17 protein-coding genes are annotated in these 19,730 nt (G+C 52.4%); 6 read left to right on the top strand and 11 right to left on the bottom strand.

Annotation, left to right across the window (positions count from 1 at the left end; translation table 11 throughout):
* Window positions 1–181 precede the first annotated feature (181 nt).
* Window positions 182–2,527, bottom strand: coding sequence for a sugar phosphate nucleotidyltransferase (locus H8693_RS00730; protein ID WP_249279368.1), 2,346 nt, complete (start codon window positions 2,525–2,527; stop codon window positions 182–184).
* A 171-nt stretch (window positions 2,528–2,698) separates the two neighbouring features.
* Between H8693_RS00730 and H8693_RS00725 the strand changes: the two genes are divergently transcribed.
* The 6 genes from H8693_RS00725 to H8693_RS00700 all read left to right on the top strand — a co-directional run bounded on the left by H8693_RS00725 (window position 2,699) and on the right by H8693_RS00700 (window position 10,303).
* Window positions 2,699–3,466: an ABC transporter ATP-binding protein gene (locus tag H8693_RS00725; protein ID WP_249279367.1), complete on the top strand. Its 768-nt coding sequence runs from the start codon at window positions 2,699–2,701 to the stop codon at window positions 3,464–3,466.
* Complete coding sequence (locus H8693_RS00720; RefSeq protein ID WP_178621865.1) at window positions 3,459–4,283, top strand: ABC transporter permease; 825 nt, start codon at window positions 3,459–3,461, stop codon at window positions 4,281–4,283. The genes H8693_RS00725 and H8693_RS00720 overlap by 8 nt, the downstream gene beginning before the upstream one ends.
* A 12-nt stretch (window positions 4,284–4,295) precedes the next feature.
* Entirely contained in the window at window positions 4,296–5,294 is a 999-nt protein-coding gene (locus tag H8693_RS00715) for an ABC transporter substrate-binding protein (RefSeq protein WP_249279366.1), read from the top strand.
* A gap of 116 nt (window positions 5,295–5,410) precedes the next feature.
* Entirely contained in the window at window positions 5,411–5,848 is a 438-nt protein-coding gene (locus H8693_RS00710) for a GNAT family N-acetyltransferase (RefSeq protein WP_249279365.1), read from the top strand.
* Between the two features lie 511 nt (window positions 5,849–6,359).
* On the top strand, window positions 6,360–6,956 hold the full coding sequence (locus H8693_RS00705) for a recombinase family protein (protein WP_178621859.1): 597 nt from the start codon (window positions 6,360–6,362) through the stop codon (window positions 6,954–6,956).
* A 464-nt stretch (window positions 6,957–7,420) separates the two neighbouring features.
* Window positions 7,421–10,303, top strand: coding sequence for a vWA domain-containing protein (locus tag H8693_RS00700; protein ID WP_249279364.1), 2,883 nt, complete (start codon window positions 7,421–7,423; stop codon window positions 10,301–10,303).
* Between the two features lie 179 nt (window positions 10,304–10,482).
* Here the strand turns inward: H8693_RS00700 and H8693_RS00695 are convergent, their stop codons facing one another.
* The 10 genes from H8693_RS00695 to H8693_RS00650 form a co-directional block, all read right to left on the bottom strand.
* On the bottom strand, window positions 10,483–10,935 hold the full coding sequence (locus H8693_RS00695; protein WP_249279363.1) for a GNAT family N-acetyltransferase: 453 nt from the start codon (window positions 10,933–10,935) through the stop codon (window positions 10,483–10,485).
* A gap of 75 nt (window positions 10,936–11,010) precedes the next feature.
* Window positions 11,011–12,045: a hypothetical protein gene (locus H8693_RS00690; protein ID WP_249279362.1), complete on the bottom strand. Its 1,035-nt coding sequence runs from the start codon at window positions 12,043–12,045 to the stop codon at window positions 11,011–11,013.
* 121 nt (window positions 12,046–12,166) lie between these two features.
* Window positions 12,167–13,051, bottom strand: a complete 885-nt coding sequence (locus H8693_RS00685; RefSeq protein ID WP_249279361.1) for a polysaccharide deacetylase family protein — start codon at window positions 13,049–13,051, stop codon at window positions 12,167–12,169.
* 148 nt (window positions 13,052–13,199) lie between these two features.
* The gene (locus H8693_RS00680) at window positions 13,200–15,188 is read right to left on the bottom strand and encodes an FtsX-like permease family protein (RefSeq protein WP_249279360.1); all 1,989 of its coding nucleotides are present in this window, start codon (window positions 15,186–15,188) and stop codon (window positions 13,200–13,202) included.
* Window positions 15,175–15,942, bottom strand: a complete 768-nt coding sequence (locus H8693_RS00675) for an ABC transporter ATP-binding protein (protein WP_249279359.1) — start codon at window positions 15,940–15,942, stop codon at window positions 15,175–15,177. The genes H8693_RS00680 and H8693_RS00675 overlap by 14 nt, the downstream gene beginning before the upstream one ends.
* A 97-nt stretch (window positions 15,943–16,039) precedes the next feature.
* Window positions 16,040–17,038, bottom strand: a complete 999-nt coding sequence (locus tag H8693_RS00670; RefSeq protein WP_249279358.1) for a sensor histidine kinase — start codon at window positions 17,036–17,038, stop codon at window positions 16,040–16,042.
* Window positions 17,035–17,697 carry a response regulator transcription factor gene (locus tag H8693_RS00665; RefSeq protein ID WP_249279357.1) on the bottom strand — a complete coding sequence of 221 codons (663 nt, stop codon included), beginning with the start codon at window positions 17,695–17,697 and terminating at the stop codon, window positions 17,035–17,037. The genes H8693_RS00670 and H8693_RS00665 overlap by 4 nt, the downstream gene beginning before the upstream one ends.
* 131 nt (window positions 17,698–17,828) lie before the next feature.
* Window positions 17,829–18,110: an MGMT family protein gene (locus H8693_RS00660; protein WP_249279356.1), complete on the bottom strand. Its 282-nt coding sequence runs from the start codon at window positions 18,108–18,110 to the stop codon at window positions 17,829–17,831.
* A 27-nt stretch (window positions 18,111–18,137) separates the two neighbouring features.
* On the bottom strand, window positions 18,138–18,584 hold the full coding sequence (locus H8693_RS00655) for a GatB/YqeY domain-containing protein (RefSeq protein WP_178621298.1): 447 nt from the start codon (window positions 18,582–18,584) through the stop codon (window positions 18,138–18,140).
* 21 nt (window positions 18,585–18,605) lie between these two features.
* A complete protein-coding gene (locus tag H8693_RS00650; RefSeq protein ID WP_249279355.1) occupies window positions 18,606–19,685 on the bottom strand; it encodes a M23 family metallopeptidase in 1,080 nt (359 codons plus the stop codon).
* Window positions 19,686–19,730 lie beyond the last annotated feature (45 nt).

Raw genomic sequence — 19,730 nt, 5'->3', positions numbered from 1 at the left:
TTGCTTACCGTTGCTTTTCTTCTCAATCTATCTGTAACCTCTCTTCCGGTAATACTATCCTAGAATATATCATACCACATTTTCCTCCATTCGTTAAGGGAAAGATTTTTTTCCGGCCCTCCGCCGCGCGGGATTCCATCAAAAAAGGCAGCCGGTCCGCTGCCTTTCCTCTGTTCTTATCCTATTGAGGATTCCGCTTCAGCAATTCCCGCACCTTGTCCGTATACAGGTCGCAAAGCTCCCGGGAGAATTCCTCGTTCATCCCCTCCGCCCGAATATGGATAGAGGGAGTATAGTCGTCCGGGCAGATCCATCCGCGTCCTTTTTCGGTCTGGATCTGCACGCCCTTTTCCATAACGCCGCCCGGCACTGCCTCGCAGAACCGCTTCAAAATGCGGCCGATATCCTTCCAATCGCAGTTCACCTGCCGGGAATGAGCATAATAGGCCGGAAGCGACCGCAGATATTCCTCCAGCGTCATATCCGAACGAATCAGCTTCTCCGCCAATAGTATGCACAGATAGGGCAGATCGTTAAACATGCGGTATAGGGCGGGATCGTAATACACATGGGGATCCCGGTGCAGCGCAATCCCCTGCTTTTCCGCCAATATCTCGACTGCGCCCGGCGTCCCCATGGGAATCCGGACACTTTTGGGATGAAACAGCTCAAAGCCCAGGGCATACGTCATGATCTCCAGAAGTTCTCCGGAAATCCGGCTTTCCTCTGCCAACAGCTCACCCATGCCGTTGGCTTCCATCCGAACGGCGAACAGCACCTCTTTTCCCGGGCGTTTGCCCTGCTTGGCCTGAAACCCCGCGCAGACGATGGCGTCCATGAGGAAATCGTCTGCCGGCGTGTCCGTGGGAATTACGCCGATGCAGGGTTTTTGTTCCCCGGTGAAATCGGCGCTGAACACGCTTTTTAAAGATTCCAGATAGTGCCCATGAATATCCGGGCTTTTGAGCGGCGGCAAAAGGTCCCGGGGCTCCGTCCGCAAAAATTCGCCCTTATCGAAAGTATCATTGAGTTTTTTCAGCTGCCCTTTTTCCAAGACCTCTCCCTGCTTTCCCAAAAGGGCAATGGAATAGACGCCTTCCCGCACCCGGCGGATATAGCCGCAGCTCTGCATATTCTTATCCCGGGTATAAAGATACACTTCGGCCAGCTGGGCTTTTCCCGCCCGAAGCACCTGGGTACCCACACTGCATGCGCCATGGGCAAAGGCTCCCTCCAATATTTCGCTGCCCGCATCCCCATCATGGGCCAGAAGCAGGTTTCCCCGGGGCGCGGCTACCGTTCCAAAGGCGGCGCCTGCTCTTGCCGCCGTGTCCGCATAGAGATCCGCGTTCATGCGCCCGGCAATCCCATGAATGGTGAAAAGCTTCGCGCGTTTTCCATAGCCCCAGACGATGTGGGCGTTGACCGTCGTGTTCTTTTCAATCCACTTATCCGGCCAGATCTTTACCCGGGGGGAAACCGTTACGCCGCTCTCCAAAACGCAGTTTTTCCCGATGGCGCTCCCCTCAAACAGCCGGCAACCCGCCCCAATTACGCTGTTGTCGCAAATCGTGCTGTGGCTGGCCTTCACGGAGGCCCCAACCGAGACGTTATTTCCGATATAGCTGCGCTTGATGTTGGCATTGGCGCCGATTTTGGCATTTTTTCCAATGACGCTGTATTGACCAATGCGCGCGGCATCCTCGATATCGCTGTTTTTCCCGATAAACCCAGGCGCCTGGATCAGTGCCGAATTGCTGATATGCACCCCTTCCTGCACCCAAAGGCCATTGATGTTTGTTCCCGGGATTTCGACTTCCACGCTTCCCTTGAGAATATCCTCTCCGGCGGACAGGAATGCATCGATGTTGCCCACGTCGCACCAGTATTCGCCCATAATATAGCCGCTCAAGGGAATTCCCCTTTGGATGAGCAGGGGGAACAGCTGCTTGGAGAAGTCAAAATTCTTTCCCTCCGGGATCAGATCCAGAATTTCCGGTTCCAGAATATACATCCCCGTGTTGACTGTATCACTGAACACCTCCGACCAGCCCGGTTTTTCAAAAAAACGGGTGATATGGGCGTTTTCATCCGTGAGAACAATCCCATATTCCAAAGGATTCTCCATGGGTTTCAGAATAATCGTCGCCTTGGATTTCTGGGATTTATGAAAGTTTATGGCCTTGGAGATATTCAAATCCGTAAGGGCATCGCCGCTGATGATGAGAAAAGGCTCGTCTAAAAAGGACGCCGCATTTTTGACGCTTCCCGCCGTCCCCAGCGGCGTGGATTCCACAAAATATTCGATATGCACGCCAAACCGGCTGCCATCGCCAAAATAGCTTCGGATCTTCTCCGGCATATACATGAGCGTCATCGCCATATCCGTGATTCCATGCCTTTTCAACAGCTCCACGGTGTATTGCATCATGGGTTTCCCCACCAGCTCCACCATGGGTTTGGGCCCCATACACGTCAGCGGACGAAGCCGCGTTCCCTCGCCGCCTGCCATAATCACTGCTTTCATACACTGCTCCTTCAAAAAATTGATAAGAGTAGTATTGTTCTTTCGCAGAAAATTATGAAAAAAAAGTGCTCTTTTCCATTAGAAATACTGGGGAAAACTTCAAATTTTTCTGATTTTGAAAAAACACCAAAAGCCTGCCCGCCCCATATAATACACGGAGGAGGTAAAGCTATGGAAGACATTGTAAACGTTCAAAATGTTTCGCTGAAATACCAATCCCCCAATGGCGAGATCGAAGCCATTTCCAACATAGATTTTGCCGTGAAGCCTGCGGAATTTGTGAGCATCGTCGGCCCCAGCGGATGCGGCAAATCCACGCTGCTCTCTGTGATCGCCGGGCTTCTCCCCCCTACTGCCGGAAAAGTCTATGTGAACGGAGAATTGGTAACCAAAACCAGCCCCATGGTTGGATATATGCTGCAAAAGGATCATCTCTTCTCCTGGCGGACGATCTGGCAGAACGTCACCCTGGGCTTGGAGGTTCAAAAATGCAAAACGAAGGAAAATACCGATTACGTCAAAGACCTGCTGAGGACATATGGGCTCTATGAATTCAAGGATAAATATCCTGCCCAGCTTTCCGGCGGCATGCGGCAGCGCGCCGCTCTCATCCGCACCCTGGCCACACGCCCGGAGATTCTGCTGCTGGACGAAGCCTTTTCCGCCCTGGATTATCAGACGCGGCTGGCTGTTTCCGACGATATCTACCGCATTATCCGAAAAGAGAAAAAAACTGTCATCATGGTGACCCATGATATCTCCGAGAGCATCAGCATGTCGGATCGGGTAATCGTGCTCTCCGGACGCCCGGCCGTCATCCGGAATACCCATGAAATTTCCTTTGCCGGACCGGACGTTCCTCCCCTGGCCCGCCGGGAACTGCCAGAATTCCGCGGATATTTCAATGCGATTTGGAAGGAGCTGGATATTCATGTCTAAGAAAAAAACAAAAGAAATCAAACCTTCAAAAGAGCGCCTGCTCTATCTGCGGCGGACGCGGAACGAAAAAGCGGCGGTATATTCCGTCCGCATCTTTATTCTTGTCGCTATTTTCGGGCTTTGGGAACTGGCGGGAAACCTGGGATGGATCGATCCTTTTATCATGAGCCAGCCCAGCCGGATTCTCAACACCATCGCCAATTTATATGCCAAAGGGGACCTTTTTCCGCATATCGGCATATCCTGTTTAGAGACGGTCGTCGGCTTCCTGCTGGGGACGGTCGCCGGAACACTGATCGCCAGCCTGCTCTGGTGGTCGAAATTTCTCTCCCGGGTATCTGAGCCATATCTTGTCATTTTAAACGCCCTTCCCAAAGTCGCCCTCGGGCCTATCTTTATTGTCTGGGTGGGCGCCGGGCCCAAAGCCATCATCATCATGACGCTGGCCATCTCTCTCATCGTCAGCATTTTGGAGGTGCTGAGCGGATTTATGGCCACGGATATTGAAAAAATCAAGCTCTTGCAGACGCTGGGGGCCAGCAAATGGCAGGTATTCACCAAGGTCGTGCTTCCAGCCAATTTCGGCACCATGGTCAATTCTCTGAAAGTGAACGTGGGGCTGTCCTGGGTGGGCGTCATCATGGGCGAATTCCTGGTTTCCAAGGCCGGGATCGGCTATCTCATCGTCTATGGTTCCCAAGTATTCCAAATGGACCTCGTCATGGCCAGCGTAATCATCCTTGCGGTTGCCGCGGCGGTCATGTATCAAGGCGTACTTTTATTAGAAAAGAAATTTGTAAAAGAAAAGCAGCTTTGAAAGGAGAACAGAATGAAAAAAAGCTTACTCTTTCTTATGGCAGCCCTCCTGGTTGTCGGCCTGTTGGCCGGCTGCACGCCCCAGGAGGAAAAGGTAAAAATCACGGTCAGCGAAGTGACCCATTCGGTCTTTTATGCCCCCCAATATGCAGCTATCGCGCTGGGGTATTTTGAAGACGAAGGGTTGGATGTGGAGCTTATCAACGGCGAAGGTGCGGATAAAGTCATGACAGCCGTTGTCGCCGGGCAGGTGGATATCGGCCTGGCTGGCCCGGAAGCCGCCATCTATGTGTATAATGAAGGCAAAGAGGACTATGCCAAAGTTTTTGCCCAGCTTACAAAGCGCGACGGTTCCTTTATCATGGGCCGCACGCAGGACGACGACTTTTCCTTTGCCGATTTGAAGGGCAAACATCTCCTGGGCGGGCGCAAAGGCGGCGTTCCCTATATGACCCTGGAATACGTTCTGAAGAACAACGGCGTACAGCCCAGCGACCTGAACCTGGATACCAGCATCCAATTTGCCAACATGGCGGGAGCCTTTGCCGGCGGCACGGGGGACTATGTCACCCTCTTTGAACCCACGGCATCCCTGTTTGAGCAGGAGGGCAAGGGCTATGTGCTGGCCTCTGTTGGTCAGGAATCCGGTGAAATCCCCTATACAGCCTATTTCGCCAACAGTAGCTACATAGAAAAGAACCCCGAAGTCATTCAGAAATTCACCAATGCCATCGCCCGGGCACAGCAGTGGATCACGACGGCAACACCCAAGGAAATTGCGCAGACCATTGCAGACTTCTTCCCGGACACGGATCTGGAAATTCTGGAAAAGGTTGCGAAACGCTATCAGGAGATTGATGCCTGGAATGCCACGCCCTTTATGACAGAAGACGCCTTCAACCGTCTGCAGGATGTGATGGAGGAGGCCGGCGAGCTGACCCAGCGGGCCGATTATTCCAAGCTGGTCGACAATTCCTATGCCACCCGCGCCGCAGATAGTTTGAAAAAATAGGCTGCTGCACAAAAACATCTTTCCTCTCCATCCCCCGGTCTTTCGGGGGATTTTTTTGCCGTTCCGGCCCTGCTGTGCTATAATTTAAAAATCATCGGCAGGCAAGGAGGGATAGCATGATCCGAAGAATGCAGCCCGGGGACCTGGACCAAATTCTCCAGCTCTGGTTCCGGGTAAACCGACAGGCTCACTTCTATCTTCCAAAGGAATATTTCGAAAAGCATATGGCCCCGGTGCGCCAGGCGCTCCTGCATTCCGAGGTCCATGTCCAGGAGGCCGGCGGCAAGATCCAGGGATTCATCGGCCTGATGGATCACTATATCGCGGGAATCTTTGTCGATTCTTCCGTCCGTTCCCAGGGAATTGGGCGGAATCTTTTGGAGGCGGCAAAGAAAAACCACCGCAGCCTAACGCTCCATGTCTATCAGAGGAATATCCGTGCCGTCCGGTTCTATTTGCGGGAGGGCTTTTCCATTTCCCAGTATCTATGGGAGGCAGAAACCGGCCTGGCCGAATGGGCGATGGAATGGCGGAAAAATCCGGCTCTACAGTAAACCATCGGTTGCGGGTTCTCTCCTGTAAAACATACTGATTTGAAGAGGAAAGACAGACGGCTTCCCGCCTGTCTTTCCTCTTTTCCGTCCCTTCTTTATCAATATTTGTGCATATAAGAGAACCGCCATATGACACTTCTCCCCCGAGCAACTTTCATTTCTTTCCATTATTTTGAGAACTGCCTGGATCGGGCATACTACGAATGTGCCGGATGCTATGGCGGGAAAACGTTTCCAAAGCCATGCGCATCCAGCTACCACATCTTCGGAGGACAAAGCAATGCTGGAAATAGGACCGATGCGCCAAAAAACGAACATAGTTTCACCCTGGCATCCGTATGCCTGGAGGATTCGTCCGCAGATACCGGGCAGGAACACTTGGGAGGATTCGGGTTCTCACTGTATGTTTCCCAGCCGGATGGGTTTTGTTCTTTTCCTATCCATAGGCATATTTCCCTCTGAGGTATGTCTTTTTTCTGTTATAGCTTTCATTGGAAAGGGGGTGAAACGGATGGTATATGGATATATCCGGGTTTCCAGCACCGACCAGAACGAGGACCGGCAGCGCATTGCCCTTTTTGAAAAGGGTGTGCCGCCCCAAAACCAATATATGGACAAACAGTCGGGAAAGGATTTTAACCGGCCGCAATATAAAAAACTGGTGCGGCGGCTGAAGCCCGGGGATCTTTTATATATTCTCAGCATCGACCGCCTGGGCCGGGACTATGCGGAAATACAGGAGCAATGGCGCGTTCTGACCAGGGAAAAAGGCGCGGATATCTGCGTTATTGATATGCCGCTTTTGGATACCCGGAACGGCAAAGACCTGATGGGCACGTTTATCGCAGATCTCGTTTTGCAGATTCTTTCCTTTGTGGCGCAAAATGAGCGGGAAAACATCCATAAGCGGCAGGCGGAGGGCATCGCTGCGGCAAAGGCCAGGGGCGTCCGCTTCGGCAGACCGCCGCGCCCGCTGCCGGATAACTTTGACAGGATGCATCACGCCTGGCGAAGCAAAAAAATAACACTCCAGCAGGCGGCTGAAGCCTGTGGAATGCCGGCAGGTACCTTTTATTCAGCGGCGGTGCGTTTTGAAAAAACCATATAGGTAAAAACTGACAATTTTTTGAAAAGGTGTACCTTTTCAAACGCAACGCAAATTACAATATATAGTCATTATACTCATTGTATCCAAAGTTTTCAAGCCTGATATACATATATTTTCTTCTGTCTTTCCCGGTTCCCGGGCTTTTCAAAAATTACACTTTTCAGAATTAAAAAATGTACACTTTTCAAAATCAGAAAAGAAAGGTGGGTATCCCGTTATATAGGGTCATTCTATCGGCCCTGTTGGAAATCTCCGGCATTTTTCCTTTTAAAATCCGAACCCGGAACCATGGGCGGTATACCGGCAAAATCAGGAACGGTATATTTCCCGGGAACCGGCTGGGGAAAGAAAATGTCTTTTTCCGTTTTTTTCACAGGCAAGTGGATCTTTTCAAATCGCGCAAACAGCGGAAGAATGCGAAAAGCATTCTTCCAGAATCCAGATCATGAGGAGGATGAAACGATTTGAAAAGATCCAGAAAAATGTTGGCGCTGTTTTTGTGCCTGGCCGTACTTTTCTCCTTGCTTCCCCTGCCGGCCCTGGCATATGGGGAAGTAGATTATGGCAGAGAATATGACCATATAGACATAAAGGTTGACAGCGAATATACTTTTACGGTGGACGGCGTTCCCACCACTGTAAACGGCATCATTCAGCCGGACACAATGGTTGTCAAAACCGGCAGCCGGACATATGATTTCAGCAAATACAATGTTCGAACGCAGACTGAAGGCGGCCAAACGGAATATGAGATCCGTGCATCCCTTTCGCCGGACAGCATCGAATGGGTAGAGGGAACATATCAGATGAGCAATGTGACCGTCAGCGGCCGCATGCTGTTTTTGGATATTCCCGCCTCGCTGAAAGGCCTCCTGCCTACTACGAGCTACAATGGAAAAACCTATTATTACGCAGATTTTACCGACTATAAGTACACCGGCTTGCAGGAATGCACGGGCGGCAGAGGGATGCGGAGCCGGGGAAACAGCGGCACACCGACAGGCCTTGACCTCTATATTGCCGCCGATGGCCTGGATATTCTCCTCACAGAAGGAAAAATTGCCATTGAAAAAGTTATTGTAGATGAATCCGGCAGGGAATTGACGGATTCTGCATCCTTTTCCTATACCCTGACCGATGCAGAAGGAAATGCGCTCTATTTTGCTGACGGCGCATATACGGCCGATCCATCGGCGGCGGGAGCCAGCAGCACTGTCATCGTCAAGGGCGGGGAAACGGTCGTGTTGGAAGGTGTGCCCGCCGGCACATACCGAATTACCGAAACCCAGAAAGCAGGCTACACCATCCGGGCAATCAGCGGAAACAAGACAACCGAATATACTACGGATTATGTTGTGAAAACAAAGCAGGACGGCGATATTCCCGTCGCCGTTTTTACCAACACAAAACTCACGGAAAAGGGCGCCGTGCGTCTGCAAAAAGCCGCATCCGGCATCGGGAACGGAGAGTATCCGGATCCGCAGGTCCGCATTTACGCCGCCGATTCGGAAGGAAACAAGACAGGAGATGCTCTTTGGAGCGGCACACTGCCGGCAAACGGCGACGCTGTCTATCCGAATTGCTATCTCCCCCAGGGCCGCTATGTGATAGAGGAATCCGGAGCAGAGGCAGAGGGCTATAGCTATACCGCTTCCCTGCAGCAAGACGGCGGCGAAACCCGGGATGAGGCGCTGCTTTTCTCTGTTTCCGCTGGTACCGTAACCAGCCTGACACTTTCTAATACCTACAGTGAAGCCGGAACAGAACCCGAGAACCCGGCAGACCCGGCGTGGGATGTCTCCCGTTCCAAAACCGCCACCAATCTGGATGAAAATTATGAGTCCAAGGTTACTCTTTCTCTTCCTTCCGCCGAGGAACATCTAGTCACTGACGTAGTGTTCGTTCTCGATGAATCCAGCTGCAGCGAGCCGGTCAAAGCCGAAGTTGCCAAAATGCTGGAAACGCTTTATGCGCAGGTCAAAAATACGGGAGCCACGATTCAAATTGGGGCCGTGCAGTTCCGGGGCGAAGTGACCACCCTTCCCCTGACAGAGCTTTCCGAAACCACGAAGGACACAGTAACGGATTTCATGAGCGCCCGGCCTGCAACCGGCGGTTCCAACATGAGCGCGGGCCTGCTGGCCGGCGAGGCGATGCTGGATGCGGATACTTCTGTTTCTGCGGACCGGAAATATCTGATTTTAGTCAGCGACGGCATTACTTATATTTGGGATGATGAAACTACCGCGGAGCAGGAGAACTATGGCGTCAATTTTGCCAACGCCGATGCTCCTTCCACCCCCATGCTGGCATCGCCGGACGGCTGGGATGTCCTCCACGGAAATGGCTATGTTCCTTCCGACTGGGCGTCCGCCCTCGCCGGAACCGAAAGTCTTTTGGATAAAACGATTGCGGAAAAGGCCACACCCTATGTCCGCGGCGAGGATATCTCCCAAAAGAGCTTTGTGGCCTATGGCGAAAAAGATTTGTATACATCCACGGTGGATATTGCCCTCTATGCCTCCCATCAGGCTTATCAGCGCATTGCCTCCAAATATCCCCATACCTACGCCGTGACAGCGGGCGTGGAATCCGAAATGGCCGTTTATCCCTTTGGCCCCTCCTTCATGAAATATCTGGCAAAGGGCGCAGAGGTCAGCTTTGACGGCATCCTGAATGAGATTATCTATCTGGTGGATGCGGGGTCCTATGTGGAGGATACCATAGGCTATGCCCCAGGGGACTACAACTTCGATTTTATCAGCCAGGCTTCTGCCATGACTCTCCGCGTGGGCAATGACAGCTATGCAGCTCAGGAGATAGGGGAAAATCAATTTGGCTTCAAACCTCTGTCCGATGGCAGCTATGCCTATAAGGTGACGTATATTCCCGGAAATCTCGAGGATACCGAGCGGTTTATCTGGGAAATCAACGAAGCGGTCACCAATTTCGCGCCTGTCAGCCTAACCTATACCGTCAAGCTGACCAATCCCAAAACAACTCCCGGAACTTATGGCACATATGACACAGATGGCAGCGCGGGACACGACGGGTTGTATACCAACATATCCGCCATCCTCTTCCCCGTGGATACCAATGGAAATCCGGGGCCGCAGCAGGTCTTTTCCAAGCCGACAGTATCCTATACGGTGAAAGATTCCCCGGCTGCCCCAACCGATCCCCCGGAGCCTTCCCCTTCCGCCCCGGAGAATCCCCCTGCCTCTGCGGATCCGGATCCGCCCAAAACCGGGGACCCGGGAAACATCGGCCTCTGGCTGGCTCTCCTGCTTGTGATGGCCGGCGGCGCCGGAACGGCAGTATTCTTTCTAAAAAAACATAAAGAATAGGCCCCTGAGATAAGGCAGGCGCCGGTTCCCGATGCGGAGCCGGCGCCTTTTTTCATGACAAATGGATGGCAGCGAACCTTTGTTTTTCCAAAAACCAATGACCAGTAAGAAGCTCTTTTTATATCCCAGCGTGTCTTAACTGCATAAATATCTATCTCGCCGTTTGTAAGGGTCTCCCTTTATTCCCGAGGCAATGGCCGTTTCTTTTCATATTCCCACCGCTGGCAGGGATAGCCAAAATTTTCGGTGAGCGGCCCGGGAGAAAAGCCCATCGCCTGGTACAGCGCCCGTGCCGCCGTTCCCAGGGGATCTCCCTCCCGATAGGTTTCCACAGTTATTTTCCTTCCCTCTGGGAATCCGGCCAGTATGTGCTTTAGAAGTTCTCCTGCTACGCCGCGCCGGCGGGCCGCCGGATGCACAGCCAGAAACTCTATTTCTCCCCGGGAAAGCGAAAATGCCGCCATTCCCAAAATCCCCTTCTCTTCAGCCACAAGGGCCTCTTCCCGGCCGATGCTTTCTTCTAATTCCTTCTCATATTCCTCCGGGCAAAGCCCGGGGAAATATTGCTCCACCAGATGCAGAATCTGCATCCAGGCGGAAATATCCCCGGCTTCCGCCTTGCGTATCCGCATAGTTCCTCCTTTAAGAAAAAACATGCCCATTATAATCCATGGGCATGTGTGTCTTTTTCGCTGTTTCGCTCCATATCAGTCTGTCACGGTATAGACAGCACCCTCGCCGATGCGATGGTTGGCTGCCAGAATCAGATCTTTGTCTTTTCCCAGGACAACGCATACATTCGCCGGGCCGGTATCTCCCTCGATCTCCGTCGTCTTAAAACCGCCGGTTTCCCTATTATAACGAACCATGAACAGGCCGCCGTCCAGCTTGCGGGTGCCGCAGATAAAGGTGGGAATGCCCCGCAGCAGGCCGCCCCAGGCCACATGCACCATCTTGATGGGCTTTTCCTTGTATTCCCAAATAACCTTGTATTCTCCGTCGATTTTTTTATTGATGGTGATTTCGTCGCCATGGAAACCTTCCAGAAGCAAAAGCTCATCCTCGCCGTCGCCGTCGATATCCAAAACTGCCACGTCGCTGATCGGCCGCTCCAGGATATGGTCAATGCGCCAGTCTGTTTCGCCCGCTCTAGGAGGACGAACCACATAGACGCCGCTGTTGCAGGTGACGAATCCCGCGTCCTCTCCCTGCCAATTCCAGCGGTAATACCCATGGTTTTTGAGAAGCCCTTCCCGAATGGGATACACCTCCATGGTTTCCTCCGGCGTCTTTGGCAGGATACCCACCCAGAGCTTTCCGGGGTCCGACCAGTCGTCTACCTCGGTTTTACTGGTGCAGAGCGTCGCCCCCAGGAACCAGACCGTATCCCCCACGGCGAACAGGTCAAACCGATGGAGATAGGGCAGCTTGAGAATCTCCCGGGTTTCCCAGCCGTCCGCCGTCGGGCGGCACCAGGCAATTCCCGCTTCTTTGGACTGGAACACCGGATAGAACCGCTGCACCATGAGAAAATCCCCGTTTTTCCCGGGGATGGGAATCATGGACATCACACCCCCCGGCCCTTCGCAGACTGTCTCCATGGCGAGAGTTTCGGCGTCCACCAAACGGGTGGGGCCCTCCAATTCCGAGCTCAGAAGGAGCTTTGCCTTCCCGTCGATATATGTGCAGCCCGCCGAATAACAGCGGGTAAGGTCCGTCCGGAACGTCTTTTCGATATGCATTCGTTTTCTCCTTTGTCTTGTCTCCTGCTTCCGATTCTATCAGAAAACAGCCGTATATAGAGTTCTTTTACGCTATATATTCCATTATAAAGGCTTTCTCTCCCCATGTAAAGCGGCGAATTCAGCGCACATCCGTCATTTTTGCCATAAATTCTCCCATACTTTCGCCGGAAGCGCGGTTATACCGCCCCAGTTCAAAGAGACATTCCGGGTCTTTTGTGATTCGGTTGACGTATTCATAGCTGGAGAGGCTGGCCTTAAAGCCCATTTCCCGGATGATCTCTTGAGCCTCGTCGTTGATAAACCCAAAGGGATAAGTGAAGCAGACGGGTTCCCATCCCGTTTCCTCTTTCATTTCGGCCTGCATCTGCCCAATATCCTGGGTAATGGCCATCCGGTATTCCCCCGCCGCCTCCTGGTATTTCTTTTTTACTCCGCGGCGGGTGGTGTCGCTGTGCATATCATAGGAATGATTGGCAAACTCCACATATCCCGAATCCATCATTTCCCGGATCTGGTCCCAGGTGAGCTGGGAATAGTTGTTGTTCATTTTCTCCATGCTGGCGCTGTATTCATCCGTATAGCGGCCGATGACAGAGATCACGGCCTTCATATCATATTTTTTCAGCAGCGGAAAGGCATAGCTATAGTTGTTGTAATAGCCGTCGTCAAAGGTAATCATAATAGGCTTTTGCGGCAGTTCTTTCCTTCCCTCCTGATATGCAATGAGATCGCTGATGGTTACGGCTGTATATCCATGCGCCTTTAAATAGGCAAAATCCTCTTCCAGCGTTTTGGGCGTAATGACATATTTCCCCGCCTTGGCGTCGCTGTTTAAGATGCTGTGATACATGATGATGGGCAGCTCCACCGCCGGTTCCTCCGCCGCTGCCGGGGAAATGGTCTGCACGGTGAGCGCCATAGTTGCCAGAATCCCCAGGCAGGCGAATATGCCAAGACAGATCAGCGCCAGCTTTCCATATGCAAGAATTTTCCGTTTGTCCATAACCCGCCTCCCGATTGTTCTATGGTATAGATATGATGCGGGGAAACGGGCTATGCGTCCTAGGCCAGCGGGAACAGAGAAAAAGAAAAGAACCCTCTGCCAGCCGGCAGAGGGTTCTTTTTTATAGACTTTTGCCCTTCCTCCCCCTTCAGGCAGTTCGCTGCTGCCGGACGGTAGACTTGCATCCCGCATATGTGGCAAAGAAATACACCAGATAGATGGCGAGGATGATTCCTCCCGCCGTCAAAATATGAAGGAAGGAATTGGGTTCCCCAAAGGCGTTGAGCATTTGCAGCACTACATAGATTCCCACACAGGAATGGACGATGGCCAGGGCCATGGGGATCAGGAAATAGATGGCGACCTGGGAGAAAATGCTCCGGTTAATCATTTTCCGGTCCACGCCCAGTTTGGAGAGCAGCGCATAGCGCCCGACATTATCCGACGCCTCGGATAGCTGCTGCAGGGCCAGGGCTGCGGCGGCGACGATCATGAACACTACACCGATATAGAGCAGGACAAACAGGAAGGCGACCCGTGTGCCCGTCTGAGTCCAATAGATCTCGTTTGCCAATGTCACGCCGATGGAGGCCCCATTCGCCGGGCTCACAAAGGGTTCTGCCGCAAGCATATCGTCAAAGGCATCCGTATCCCCGGCGCGGTATTGCCCGCATAGGAAGCTGTCTGCCACCGGCAGGCTCTCCGCCAGGGTTTGGGGCAAAATCAGCACCACGGTATTGTTCGTTCCCATGGCCGTCTCCAGGGCGGTATTCAGGATCTGCTGTTTCCCCGGGCGCAGCTCCTGGCCGCCAATCTCCACGGTTCTCCCATTTTGCAGAATTTCATCCAATCCGTCGTTCAAATAGGCAAATAGGGAGATCACGGCATATTCCCCGTCTGCAAGGGATATTTCGGGTTTTCCCTGCAATCGCATGAGGGCGTTATATCTCTCAACGGAAATCCCGTTGACAATATGATCCTCGGATTTCTGCGGGCATAAATTCCCCATCAGGCCTCCCAGCGTCACTCCGGTTTCCCGATAGGAATACTGTTCCGTCGCCTCGAATATTGCGTCCATATCTATACCAGCGTCTATCAGCTCCTGGCGCATATCGCCGTCCACCCGTTCGCTCTGCGTATATCCGAAAGTAGCGCTGTAAGGCGTGCTCTGCTCCACATCCGCATTCATGGCGGAATTAAAGCCGATAGCAGTGGATGTGATGGTAATGGCGAAAAACAGCAGCACGCAGACGATAGAGATCGATAGGAAGGCCGTGTTCACCTTGCTGTTGATCTGCCGCAATACAAACATATTCAGATTTTTCAGATAGAGCTTCCGGTTGCTCTTCACGACGCGCAGCAGAAATCCCGAAAGGGACATGAAAAACAGAATCGTCCCCACAATGCCCAGGACGATGCTGAGGGTGAAGCTCCCGTCCAGCGTTTGCAGGCCGTTTTTGATAATCATGGCATAGGCCGTTCCCAAAACCCCCAGGGAAAGGAGGAAAAGGATCACGCAGACCCAGAGCCGCCGGGTTTTGACCTGCTCATTCTTCCGCTCAGCCTGAATAAGATCGATGAGCTTGCATTTGGAGATCGTGCGGACGTTGAACACCATAACCACCAGGAAAATCACCGCAAAATAGAGGATGGTTTTCACAAGCGCCTGCGGCGAAAACACGACCTGAAATTCACTATATTGAATTTTGAACAGCTGGGATACCACGATGGAAAGTCCCTGGGAGAGAAATACCCCAAGAGCCAATCCCACGGCCAGAGAAAACAGGCCGATGAAGGAGGTTTCCAGCGCCAATACCCCGGAAATCTTTCGTTTCGGCATCCCCAGAAGCATATAAATGCCAAATTCCTTTTTGCGCCGTTTGACAAGATAGCGGTTGGCATATAGGATCAAACAGCCCAGCACCACGGAGATAAACACCGAGATAACCGCCATCATCTCCACCATCATCTGCACAATATCCTGCTGAATCTCGCTCATCCCCTGGACAAGTGCCTGGGAATCCAGAGCATTGAAGAGATAGAACAGGCAGACCCCCAGCATCAGCGTCAGAAAATATACGGTATAATCCTTAATGCTTTTGCGGACGTTCTGAAACGAGAGCTTACATAACGACATTTGCATCACCCCCGAGCAGCGTGACAACATCGATGATCCGGCCAAAAAATTCCTTGCGCGTATCCTCCCCCCGCAGGATTTCGTTAAAAATCCGCCCATCCTTGATGAAGAGGATACGCTTGGCATAGCTGGCGGTGAAGGCGTCGTGTGTCACCATGAGGATGGTTGCCTTCATCTGTTCATTGAGCATGCCAATGGTTTCCAGCAGCATGCGGGCCGATTTGGAATCCAGCGCTCCCGTGGGTTCATCCGCAAGAATCAGCGATGGATTCGTAATAATCGCCCGGGCGCTGGCAGTGCGCTGCTTTTCGCCGCCGGACATCTGATAGGGAAATTTGGAAAGGATGCTGGATATATTCAGCTTTGTCGCTACTTCCAGGACCTTGCGGTGAATTTCATCCGGCTTTTCGCCCAGAATGGTCAGCGCCAGAGCAATATTTTCATAGGCGGTGAGGGTGTCCAGCAGGTTGAAATCCTGAAAGATAAATCCCAGCTCCTCCCGGCGAAACCGCTCCAGCTCCTTGCCCTTCAAAGCCGTAACGTCTTTTCCTTTGATGCGGATGGTTCCCGCCGTCACGGTATCAATGGTGGAAATGCAATTTAAAAGCGTCGTCTTTCCGCTTCCGGAAACGCCCATGATGCCGACATATTCGCCTTCCTCCACGGAAAAACTGATGTTGTCCACGGCTTTTGTCACAACGCCCCTGCTTCCATAATATTTCTGCATGCCCTGCACCTGTAAAATCGTGCTCATTGGAAAATCCTCCTTCTTGCAAAACACTTTTTCGTTTCTATGCTCCTAGTGTAGCCGCTTTTTCAGGCGCAAACCATCGATTCTCCTTACATTTATCTTACATTTTTGTAAGGGTTCCGATGGGGAAAAACATCAGAATTTCACTGTACTCCCCTTCCTTGGATTTGGCCGATATGTTGAGCCCCTGCTTTTCGCAGAGCTTTCTGCAAAGATAGAGCCCCAGCCCGGTGGATTTCATCTGCCGTCCGTTTTCCCCGGTAAACCCCTTTTCAAAGATGCGCGGCAGATCCTTTTCGGGAATACCCCGCCCGTTATCCCAGATATGCAGCAAAACGCCGCCCGGCGACTCGTCGGCAAAACAGCGGATTTTTTTTGCGCCGTATTTTTCCGCGTTGGCGAGAATCTGCCCCAGCATAAACACCAGCCATTTCTCATCTGCATAGACGTTCTCGGCAAGATCCCGCAGCTCCACAGCAATCCCCGCGCCGATAAGCGCCTTGGCATGCTGCTTGAGCGCCTTTTTCACCGGCTCTTCCAGATTCACCTTGGAAATCACATAATCCTTTTCCAGGCAGTTGCTCTTGGAATAATAGAGCGCCTGCTCCACAAATCCATTGATCTTGGAAATTTCCTCGTCCATGCTCTCCATAACCGGACCTGGATGGTTCAAGGCCAGCAGGCGGGCCGACGCAATGGGCGTTTTTACCTCATGCACCCATGCCTCGATATATTCCCGGTATTCATCGGACGCATTTTTATAAAGGGCGATGTGGTCATTCATGGATTTCCCTGCCTCGCGCACTACCTGACAGAGGACTTTCCCTTCGAAAAAGGAGGGTTCCTCCAGCATCTCCGCGATCAGGTATTTGGGCGACAGCTCTTCCATCTCTTCCAGCAGATTCCGGTAAAACCCCCGTCGGCGCGCATATTCTATCCAATATCCCGCCGCCGCGCCCAGCAGAATACAGGCCGCAACAAAGAGGATTCCCAGCGCGTTCAAACGATAGGCATAGAGAATGCCGCATAAAAACAATGTCACAAACAGCAAAATTGCCATCTGCGGCAGCTTGTCCCGCAAAAAATCCCTGCCTCTCATACGATATACCCCCTGCCCCGCCGGGTGAGCAGAAAATCCGTCACGCCGATGCTCTCCAGCTTTTTCCGCAGGCGGTTGATATTCACAGTCAGGGTATTGTCGTCTACAAATTCATCCGACTGCCAAAGCTCGTTCATGATGTTCTCCCGGGAAATTACAATGCCCTTGTTTTCCATCAGAAGCTTGAGTATCTTCCCCTCATTTTTGGTCAGCTCGACTTCCCGCCCCAAACAGGACACCACGCCCCGCCCCGGATCCAGCACCACTCCTTTGTGTTCCAGGTTCTGCGGCGTATAGGCATAAGCCCGCTTCAGCACGGCGCCGATCCGCGCCAGGAGAATCTGCGGATTATAGGGTTTTGTTACAAAATCGTCCGCTCCCAGATTCATGCTCATAAGCTCGTCCATCTGGCTGTCCCGGCTGGTGACGATGATAATGGGAACCTCCGAGCGCTTTCGGATTTCGCGGCAGATATGATAGCCGTCAAAGACGGGAAGGTTCACGTCCAGCAGCACCAGCTCCGGTTGGTTTTCCATCACAAAATCCACCACATGCAGAAAATCCATGGAATAGATGCAGCTATGGCCATACCGCATGAAAAGCGTCTGCAGCTCTTCGCAAATTTTTTTGTCATCCTCAATCAGCAGAATTTTTGCCATATTGTTCCCCCTCTCCGGTTTTCTTTAGTATACCATTCTTTCCAAAAAGAAAAAAGGAAGGCATTTCCCTCCTTTTTTATCTCACGATGTTTTGTTTTTTCAGGGCCGGCTAAACCATTATATGGTATTTTCTATTCCCACTCTTCCCGCCAGAGACAGCGGCGCAGATCCACATTTCCGTTGGGCCGGAAAACCACGCCTTCCGCCTCCAACCGTTCCCTCTGGGCAGAAAAATGCGGAGCCAGGCGTCCGGCGCTGTTGACTACCCGATGGCATGGGATACTTTCCGGCGCATAGGAAAGCGCCTGCCCCACCATTCGGGCCCGCAGAGGATAGCCGGTGAGGCGGGCAAGCTGCCCATAAGTCGCAACCTTCCCCCGGGGAATCCGCCGGACAGCTGCATATACCTGCATGAAAAATTCCTGCTGGATTGCCATGCCCTATTTCATATACTCACTCAGCAGCTGATTTACCAGCTTGCCGTCCGCTTTTCCCTTTACAAGAGGCATCAGATTTTTCATGATGAGCCCCTTTTCCCGGGGTGTTGGGGCGGAGAGCTTCAGCTCTTCCAGCACCTTTTCAATGGTTGCCCGGATCTCGCCTTCATCCATCTGTTTGGGGGCAAATTCGGCATAGACCGCCATGCGCGTCCGGCATTCCTCAATAATCTCCGTGCGATCGGCCGGCGCACTTTCCAGCGTCTCCTGAGCTTGCTTGATTTCCTTTAAAATAATGGCGTTCTCCTCTTCCTCAGTGAGATCTGCCCGTTTATCGATGGCCTTGTTCTTGAGCGCCGCCAGCAGGAGGGATAAAGCCTCCTTGCGGGGCTTGTTTTTCTCCTTCATGGCGTTCATCATCTCTTTGCGGACGAGTTCAATTTTAGACATTTTTTCTCCTCCTTCTATGCTCTATTTTTCTTTCTTTTGCATCTCCCGGACTTCCTTCAGCACGGGATAGGGGTTGATATACGTCAGATCCGGCGAAACAATCGCCAGATGCAGATGGTTGGCAACGCTGTTGCCCGTGTTCCCCACATGGCCCACCACGTCGCCCCGCTGCACCCGGTCGCCCGGCGCGAGGAAATCCGTCATGCGCACCATATGGTAATAATGATATTCAAAACCGGCGTCATCCTTGACAATGACATAATTCCCGGCCACCTTATCCCTTCCGATATGGGTCACGGTGCCGTCCGTGCAGGAGAGAATATCCGTTCCCTCGGCGGCGCGGATATCCGTTCCCGTGTGTTTGCGGCTGCCCTTGTCGCGGACGTTATACCACCCGTTTTTGATATGCGTTCCCGGCAGCGGATCCCCGATGGTCCGCAGATATTCTTCACTCAGGGGATATTGGACAAACTCAGTCTCCTCGCCGTATTCATCATAAACCGTATTCATATAGGGGAGAATGAATTTTGCATTCATCAGATTTTCCTCCCCTGCCGCCAGCGTGTCCAGATCCGGCCAGCTTATGCCGACATGCAGTCCCCGCGCAGTTTTCTGCACTTGCACTTCCATGGCCTCCTGGAAGAGTTCCTGGCTGTTTTCAAACACATAGGCGCAGACCCCCAGCATCTGCCAGCTGGGAACCTGAATGCCTGTTTCCAGCTCTATCCCTGAAAATTCCTCAGATTCTCCAATCTCCTGGATCGTGTTCTCCAGAATATTTTCCCAGTCCTCCGCGATCCCGGCAAATTCGTCGCTGCTTTGGGCAACCTTTTCCTGCAAAACCTCATTCTTTCCAAGAGTATAGTCCTCCATGGGCAGGACAATATCATCCAGTGCAGAAAGAATGCGCTCTTTCCCTTCCGTATATCCCAGGGAAACCGGCTCCGCCACCGATGGGCTGGGCTCTGCGGGTGCAGTCTGCGCCTGCCCGGGGGATTCCGGCGTCTTTCCGTCCGCTTTGCTCACACATCCCGTCAAAAGCAACGCTGCAGCACATAACAGCCCGATGTTCTGCAGCGTGGTTTTCTTCCATTTCTTCATAGGACTTCCTGCTCTCCTATTCCTTCCCGAATTTTGGCGCCGCAA

The sequence above is a fragment of the Guopingia tenuis genome (assembly GCF_014384805.1).
In the GTDB taxonomy this organism is placed as follows: domain Bacteria; phylum Bacillota; class Clostridia; order Christensenellales; family Christensenellaceae; genus Guopingia; species Guopingia tenuis.
The sequence above is the reverse complement of the archived record's forward strand: the minus strand, read 5'-3'. Positions and strand labels throughout refer to the sequence as shown.

What these genes read in the sequence shown, in the direction of transcription:
- H8693_RS00730 (WP_249279368.1), bottom strand. Translation starts at nt 2,527, where the DNA reads ATGAAAGCAGTGATTATGGCAGGCGGCGAGGGAACGCGGCTTCGTCCG.
- H8693_RS00725 (WP_249279367.1), top strand. Translation starts at nt 2,699, where the DNA reads ATGGAAGACATTGTAAACGTTCAAAATGTTTCGCTGAAATACCAATCC.
- H8693_RS00720 (WP_178621865.1), top strand. Translation starts at nt 3,459, where the DNA reads ATGTCTAAGAAAAAAACAAAAGAAATCAAACCTTCAAAAGAGCGCCTG.
- H8693_RS00715 (WP_249279366.1), top strand. Translation starts at nt 4,296, where the DNA reads ATGAAAAAAAGCTTACTCTTTCTTATGGCAGCCCTCCTGGTTGTCGGC.
- H8693_RS00710 (WP_249279365.1), top strand. Translation starts at nt 5,411, where the DNA reads ATGATCCGAAGAATGCAGCCCGGGGACCTGGACCAAATTCTCCAGCTC.
- H8693_RS00705 (WP_178621859.1), top strand. Translation starts at nt 6,360, where the DNA reads ATGGTATATGGATATATCCGGGTTTCCAGCACCGACCAGAACGAGGAC.
- H8693_RS00695 (WP_249279363.1), bottom strand. Translation starts at nt 10,935, where the DNA reads ATGCGGATACGCAAGGCGGAAGCCGGGGATATTTCCGCCTGGATGCAG.
- H8693_RS00690 (WP_249279362.1), bottom strand. Translation starts at nt 12,045, where the DNA reads ATGCATATCGAAAAGACGTTCCGGACGGACCTTACCCGCTGTTATTCG.
- H8693_RS00685 (WP_249279361.1), bottom strand. Translation starts at nt 13,051, where the DNA reads ATGGACAAACGGAAAATTCTTGCATATGGAAAGCTGGCGCTGATCTGT.
- H8693_RS00680 (WP_249279360.1), bottom strand. Translation starts at nt 15,188, where the DNA reads ATGTCGTTATGTAAGCTCTCGTTTCAGAACGTCCGCAAAAGCATTAAG.
- H8693_RS00675 (WP_249279359.1), bottom strand. Translation starts at nt 15,942, where the DNA reads ATGAGCACGATTTTACAGGTGCAGGGCATGCAGAAATATTATGGAAGC.
- H8693_RS00670 (WP_249279358.1), bottom strand. Translation starts at nt 17,038, where the DNA reads ATGAGAGGCAGGGATTTTTTGCGGGACAAGCTGCCGCAGATGGCAATT.
- H8693_RS00665 (WP_249279357.1), bottom strand. Translation starts at nt 17,697, where the DNA reads ATGGCAAAAATTCTGCTGATTGAGGATGACAAAAAAATTTGCGAAGAG.
- H8693_RS00660 (WP_249279356.1), bottom strand. Translation starts at nt 18,110, where the DNA reads ATGCAGGTATATGCAGCTGTCCGGCGGATTCCCCGGGGGAAGGTTGCG.
- H8693_RS00655 (WP_178621298.1), bottom strand. Translation starts at nt 18,584, where the DNA reads ATGTCTAAAATTGAACTCGTCCGCAAAGAGATGATGAACGCCATGAAG.
- H8693_RS00650 (WP_249279355.1), bottom strand. Translation starts at nt 19,685, where the DNA reads ATGAAGAAATGGAAGAAAACCACGCTGCAGAACATCGGGCTGTTATGT.